The organism is Nostoc sp. CHAB 5715 (assembly GCF_020829685.1).
Classification (GTDB): Bacteria; Cyanobacteriota; Cyanobacteriia; order Cyanobacteriales; family Nostocaceae; genus Nostoc.
The window spans coordinates 1-7,798 of sequence record NZ_JAIVFR010000279.1 but is presented as its reverse complement, the minus strand read 5'-3'; the positions used below and the strand labels follow the sequence as shown (position 1 = coordinate 7,798).

General features: G+C 45.2%; 2 protein-coding genes and 1 pseudogene. All 3 read right to left on the bottom strand.

Annotated features, from left to right (window positions below):
* Positions 1 to 829 (bottom strand): annotated as a pseudogene (locus tag LC574_RS16850) (oxidoreductase); the annotation flags it as partial.
* A 1-nt stretch (position 830) separates the two neighbouring features.
* Positions 831 to 4,382, bottom strand: coding sequence for a non-ribosomal peptide synthetase (locus tag LC574_RS16845; RefSeq protein WP_229454577.1), 3,552 nt, complete (start codon positions 4,380 to 4,382; stop codon positions 831 to 833).
* Positions 4,379 to 7,798: non-ribosomal peptide synthetase (locus LC574_RS16840; protein ID WP_229454576.1), on the bottom strand; the 3,420-nt coding region annotated here is incomplete at its 5' end. The genes LC574_RS16840 and LC574_RS16845, both read right to left, overlap by 4 nt.

Sequence of the window (7,798 nt, the reverse complement as noted above, 5' to 3'; positions counted from 1 at the left end):
GGTAGCTAATTAGAGGGTCACATAAAATACTTACAGATTGGGTTTCAATTAAAACACAGGCGTGGCCAAAGTAACGAATTCTCACTGCATCCCCATCGTAATCAGGTTCCTGGGTGGGAGGTGTAGTAGTGAAGAATTGACAAAATAGTGCATCTTGTTGTTCGCTAATTTCCAGAATGTCTCGAATTTCGTTGTAGGGAAGCGGGTTGTGACGCAAGCTGAATAGTTGGTCTAGGCGGCGATCGCAAAAGGGAATTTGCAAGTGTAAACTATCTTCAGCAGGCAAGCGGGGTGTACTGAGGACAAAGCCACGAGTATCTCCATTACCAAAGTATAAATTAACTGATTGATTGGCAGGATTATAGTAATAACTACGGTACAACAACCCTTCAATGAAGCGAATCGAGGGGTGATTGTTACCGTCCTGCACAAGTTCCACATATCCCCGCAACGGTGCAGGAATTCGTTCATACAAAGGTTCTAGGGAAGCACCAACGGGATTTTCTGCTAACAGCTTATCCAAGTCTGGAATTGCCTGAGCTAGCGCCAGCATTTGAGCTTGTTGCTTTTGGGTTTTTTCCAGTAATAGCCGGATTTCTTCTATCCGATTAGGATTGTAGTTGATGAATGGGCTGCCAATCATTGCCGGATTTTTCAAAGCATCCTGATGTACTTGGGGTGCTGCAATGAAGGATTGCATAATTGGCAGATGGGAATTAGCGATATACATCGCCGCTGTTGCTGGAGAAATTAAATGTGACCAAGCATACCACTGATTAACTAGTGGCTCGACGATGACATTGGGTTTAAGATACATCGGTTGGTTCATATTAAATTTCAATTTCCTCCCGTTCCTCGTCTGTAGCATCAGGCATACTGAGTTGCTGTTGCAAAATTCGTTCTGCTAAACCCGCCACTGTTGGCGCATCGAACAAATCAATCACCGTGAGTTCTACCTGAAAGACTTGTAATGATTGGGCAATCAATTGGGTTGCTAACAAGGAATGTCCACCTAAATCAAAAAAGTCATCATGGATACTCACTTGTTCTAAGTTGAGTACCTGGGCGTAGATACTAGCTAGTTGTGCCTCAATATCTGTACGGGGAGCAATGAATTTTGTTGTTGAACGTACTTGTTCGGGTATGGGGAGAGAATGGGTATCTACTTTCCCATTGGCAGTTAGGGGTAAAGCATCCAGCAGTACAAACGCCGTCGGCACTAGGTATTCTGGTAACTTCTCCCGCATAAAGCGACGGAGTTCGGTAGGGGTGATGGCATCAGGAACAATATATGCGACTAAACGCTTTTCCCCTGGTTGGTCTTCACGAACAAGGACTACCCCTGCACGCACGTCGGGATGTTGGCACAAAACCGCTTCCACTTCTTGGGGTTCAATCCGAAAACCACGAATCTTTACCTGATGGTCAATTCGTCCCAAAAGTTTGATTCGACCATCTGGTAAGTAGCTAGCGAGGTCGCCGGTTTTGTAGAGAGTGTGGGGCATTGGGCATGGGGCATGGGGCAGAGGAGAGGAATTTTCCCCCTGCTCCCTGCTCCCTGCTCCCCTGCTTCTTCCCCAATCCCCATTCCCTACTCCCCACTCCCTACTCCCCACTCCCCACTCCTCAATAAACGGATTCGGCACAAATCTCTCTGCGGTTAAATCTGGGCGATTCAAGTAGCCTCGTGCTACGCCTACACCGCCGATGTAGAGTTCGCCAATCACACCGATCGCAACTGGTTGCAAATAACTATCTAATATATATAGTTGCTTGTTGGCACTGGGGCGGATGGTGGGAAGCAAGGGATGTCCATTGCCGCAAAGTACCATGCTGGCGTTAACGGTGACTTCGGTAGGGCCGTAGGCGTTGATGAAGCGTCGTCCTTTCGACCATCTCACAATCAATTCGGCGGAAGGGACTTCTCCACCTACTAATATCATCCGTAATTTGGGCAGGTCTTCTGTAGGGAGGAGGGAAAGGGCGGATGGTGTAATAGTTATATGGCTAACGGCGTTATCTTGCAGCAATTGCAGCAATCCGGCACCGGGAAGTAAGGATTCTGATTTGGCAAGGCAGAGTTTAGCACCACAACCCAGTCCCATAATGATTTCAGGAATAGATGCATCAAAGCTGAGGGAGAAAAATTGCAATACGCAGTCGCCGGGATGGACATCACAGACGTTGATTTTGTGTTCTGTGAGGTTTGTTAAGCCGCTATGGGGTATGAGAACTCCTTTAGGTGTGCCGGTGGAACCGGAGGTGTAAATCAAATACGCCAAATTAGCTGGAGTAACTTGACATTCTGGGTTATCTGTGCTGCATTGACTAATTGCTTCCCAATCTGTATCAAGATAGATTACCTCGTAGTTGGGGGATAAGGGGGATGAGGGGGATGAGGGGGATGAGGGGGACAATGAAGAATCTTTCCCTGCTTCCCCATCTCCCTCATCTCCCCCAAGGCTCGATTGGGTGAGCAAAATCGGTACTTGAGAATCTGCCAGCATATAAGCTAGCCGTTCTGGGGGATAATTCGGATCGAGGGGTAAATAAGCTCCACCGGCTTTGAGGATGCCGAGTAAGCCAATTATCATCTGTGGCGATCGCTCCACACACAATCCTACAATTACTTCTGGTTGCACGCCGCGTTGCTTTAAGTAATGAGCGACTTGATTACTTTGTTGATTGAGTTCTCGATATGTGAGGCTGTAAGTTTCAAATATCAAGGCGATCGCATCTGGTGTTTTTTCTACCTGTGCTTCAAATAGTTGGTGAAAGGTGCGTTCGCTTTGATATTCCAGATGAGTTTGATTCCAGTCCACTAACATTTGTTGTCTTTCTAACTCAGTTAGCAAGGGTAACTCGGAAATTCTTTGCTCTGGATTACTCACAATCCCTGCTAGCAGTGTCTGGAAATGCTCGACCATCCGGGCAATTGTCTGGGGTGCAAATAAATCCTGATTGTATTCAAACGCACCCACTAAACCCTCGGATGTTTCGTACATATCTAAACTCAAGTCGAGTTTGGCACTGGCTTCGGTTCTCTGTATAGGTGTAAGGGTTAATCCTGGTAATTGTAATTTTTCAATGGGGGCATTTTCTAAACGGAATTTCACCTGGAACAAGGCATTAAAGCTCAAATCCCGTTCTGGTTGCAAGACTTCTACCAATTTTTCAAAGGGAATATCTTGGTAATCATAAGCCTGCCAAGTTGTTTCCAGCACCTGCTGTAATAGTTCTCGGAAGGTCGGATTACCAGCTAAGTTTGTCCGTAAAACTAATGTGTTGACAAAAAAGCCGATTAACCCTTCTGTTTCCCGGCGATGGCGATTAGCTATGGGAGTACCAACGAGTAAATCTGTTTGTCCGGTGTAACGATGCAGGAGGATTTTATAAGCTGTTAATAAAATAATAAATGGAGTGACACCTGCGCTGCTGGCTAAGGATGCGATCGCAGTACTCAAATCTGGTGATAAAGAAAATGACTCAATTGCACCAAGGAATGTTTGTACCCGGCTACGAGGATAATCTGTGGGCAATTGTAAAACCGGGAGTATACCCCCTAATTGTTGTCGCCAATAGGCAATTTGAGTTTCTAAAACTTCTCCCTGTAACCACTGTCTTTGCCAAACGGCAAAATCAACATATTGAATTGCCAACTCTGGTAAGGGAGACGGCTGATTAGCTGCAAAGGCAGAGTATAAGGTTGCCAATTCCCGCACTAAAATGTCCATTGACCAACCATCAAAGACGATGTGGTGCATGGTAAATAAAACTACATACTCATCGACACCTAAATGCAGCAACTTCACCCGTAACAGTACATCGCTAGCTAAATCAAAGGGTTGGCGTGTTTCCTGAATGAATAGCCAATGCACTTGATCATCTTGTTCTAAAGGATTTAGTGCTTGTAAATCCACAACAGGCACTAGAACCTCTACACTTGGCTGGATGGTGAGTAAAGGATTTCCATCTACAGTGGGGAACTGGGTACGTAAAACCTCATGACGACGGACAATTTCGTTAAGCGATCGCGCCAATACTGCAATATTTAACGAACCTGTCAATCTAACTGCTATCGGAATATTGTAAGTACTACTACCAGGTTGTAACTGTTCTAAAAACCACAATCTTTGTTGAGCAAATGAAAGCGGGAGAGCAGCATGGCGATCAACTGGTTGAATGGAATGAGCATAGGCGTTAGAAGCAATTTGAGCCTGCTGCAAAAATTTGACAATCTCCGTTTTGCGCGATCGCAATTCGGCATTGAGCGTATCTGTCAGCACATCATCGGGAATGCTACAACGCACGCGCTCGCCTTCTACCCAAAGTTTGACATCCAGGCTGTAGAGGTGCGAGAGAAACTCTTCAATAGTCTTCATAGTTCGATCTCCTTACGGCCTGGTGCGGCGGTTGGGGTTGTTTGCATCTGCTGGACGCTCTTTTGCAGAATTTCGATGCGTTCTGCAAGTCCAGCAATAGTTGGTTTTTCAAACAGACTTCCCAAGGGCAAATCTAACTGAAAGGCTTCTCGTAATCGCGCACTCACCCGAATCGCCGACAGGGAATTTCCCCCTAATTCAAAGAAGTTGTCATCCACTCCCACTTTTTCTAGTCGCAACACATCCGCCCAGATATTGGCAATAATTGCTTCTGTGGGATAGCGCGGTAGTATAATCTGACTAGCGTCCCGTATCTCTTCTGGTGCTGGTAAGGCTTGGCGATTCACTTTCCCGTTGGGTAACAGAGGCAATTCCTCAAGTAGTACAAACACCGACGGCAGCATATAATCAGGCAAAAGTTTTGCTAAAAATTCGCGCAGTTCCCCGGTTAAGGTTGGTTCTTGGCTGGCTGACTTGTGAAGAATATAGGCAACCAAGCGCAGATTGTCGGTTTGGTCTAGGTGAAGTTTAGCGATCGCTTGTTGTACAGCCGGATGTTGATTAAGTATTGCTTCAATCTCACCTAACTCAATCCGCAATCCCCGAATTTTCACTTGATTATCCAATCGTCCCAGGTACTCGATATTACCATCTGGAAGATAACGGGCGCGATCGCCGGTTTTGTATAGGATGGGCATTGAGGATTGGGCATGGGGCATTGGGGATGGGGCATTGGGCATTGGAGATGGGGCATTGGGCATGGGGCATTGGGCATTGGGCATTGGGGATGAGTCTTTGATACTCGGCGATGAGTCTTTGATACTCGTGAATGAGTCTTTGATACTCGTGGACGAGTCTTTGATACTCGCTGGCGAGTCTTTAATACTCGTGGACGAGTCTTTGATACTCGTGGACGAGTCTTTGATACTCGCTGGCGAGTCTTTAATACTCGTGAATGAGTCTTTAATACTCGTGAATGAGTCTTTAATACTCGTGAATGAGTCTTTGATACTCGTGAATGAGTCTTTGAACTCCGTTAATGAGTCTTTGATCTCCACTTTTCTGCTCCCCCACTCCCCACTCCCCACTCCCCACTCCCCAATAAACGGATTCGGCACAAACCTTTCTGCTGTTAAATCTGGTCGTTTCCAATAACCCCGCGCTACTCCGACACCACTGATGTAGAGTTCTCCAGGTACACCTACGGGTACTGGTTGCAAATGGTCATCAAGGAGGTAAATTTGTGTATTGGCAATGGGGCGACCGATAGGAACTGTCTGTAAATCATCATCAGGTTGACATTGATAGTAAGTTACATCAATTGCCGCTTCGGTTGGCCCATAAAGGTTGTGCAATTGTGCGTCCAAACGCTGAAAAAACCGATTTTGCATTTCCAGCGATAAAGCTTCGCCGCTACAAATTACCCGTTTCAAACTCTGACAACGGCTAGTTAAATCTGGTTCTTCTAAAAATACCCCCAACATAGCAGGTACAAAATGTAAGGTGGTAATTTGTTCTCGGTCGATGAGTTCAACTAGATAGGTTGGATCTCGATGTCCTCCCGGTTTTGCCATAACTAAACACGCGCCGTTGAGTAATGGAAAGAAAAATTCCCAGACGGAGACATCAAAGCTAAAGGGCGTTTTTTGCAAGATGCGTTCGCGCAGCGACTCGGAACGAGTATCGCTTATTTGTAAACCATACTGCTGCTGCATCCAAAACAACCGATTGCTAACGCCACGATGAATATTAATTACACCCTTAGGCTGTCCTGTGGAACCAGAAGTATAAATTACGTAAATGATATTATCAAGGTTGACAGAAGTGCTTATATTGTGCTGTGCATACTGGCTAATTTCCTGCCAATCCCGATCTAAACATACGGCTTTACTGCTATGAGAAGGTAAATTTTCTAACAAAGATGCTTGGGTTAAAATTACAGACACCTCTGTTTCTCTGAGAATGTATGCTAGCCGTTGTGTGGGATAATCAGGATCAAGGGGAACGTAGGCGGCTCCAGCTTTGAGGATAGCTAAGATGCTAATGACCATTAAGAGCGATCGCTCTAAATATATCCCAACTAATGTTTCTGGCTGGACTCCCAAATTTTGTAAATAATGCGCTAACTGGTTCGCACGCTGATTTAATTCTCTATAAGTAAGTTTCTCTTCTTTGAAAACAACGGCAATATTATCTGGTGTACGTGCTACCTGTGCTTCAAATTGGTGATGAATGCATTCTTGAGGATAATCTGTTTGGGTTTGATTCCATTGGATAATCTGCTCACGTTCTTGGTGTGTGAGCAGGGAAATTGTTCCCAAATTTTGCTTTGGCTGAACTATCATACTTTCCAGTAAAAGACAGAAATGCTCTAATAGTTGAGTCATTGCAACAGGTGCAAACCGAGTGCGATCGTACTTCAGTTTTACAGACAACTTATTTCCCACAGACACAAGCAGCGTCAAAGGAAAATTTGTCCACTCGATTGATTGAATGTTAACAATACGTAAATCTTGGTTTCCCTGCACTCCCGATGTATCAACGGGATAGTTTTCAAATACTAAAATACTTTCAAATAACGAAGTTCCCCGTGGTAGTTCGCTCCATTCCTGGATTTCTAACAGCGATGTGTATTCATACTGCCATGATTCTGCCTGTTGTGATTGTAATTTTTGCAACCACTCAACTAAGTTTGCTTGGGGTGAAACCTGCACTCGCACGGGTAATGTGTTGATAAATAGCCCCACCATCGATTGTACACCGGGTAGGGTTGCTGGTCGTCCCGATGAGGTGGCACCAAATACCACATCTGTGGTGTTACAGTAGCGACTCAATAATAGGGCAAAAGCTCCCTGTAGCACTGTATTTAGGGTTAATTGATGCTGTTTTGCCCAGGTTTGCACAGTGGCAGTTTTGTCAGGATTGAGCGATCGCGTCTCTTCCTGTAAACTGGGTTGAGTGGTGCGTAATTTCTCAGAAATCGGCAGCGATGTTGGGGTAATAAAACCTTGGAGTTGTTTTTGCCAAAAAGTTTTAGCACCCGCTTGATCCTGTTGCTGCAACCAAGCGATATATTCACCGTAGGGACGCGGGTTAGGATATCGTGACGGAGAATGATAATAGTGTTGGAAGACTTGTTGAATAACCAGTGCCGATGACCAACCATCGAGAATTAAATGATGTTGTGTCCAGATGAGAGTATGTTGAGATTGGGAAAGTTGAATGAGGGTGAAACGCATGAGGGGCGGCTGTTTCAGGTCAAATCCCAAAGAGCGATCGCTCTCTAGAAACTCCTCTAATCGCGCTTGCTGTTCTTTGTATGATAATTCTCGCCAATCTAAAAATGTCCAAGGCAATTCAACTTGACGAAAGACGACTTGGAAAGATTTATCACGCTGTTCCCAATAAAATGCCGA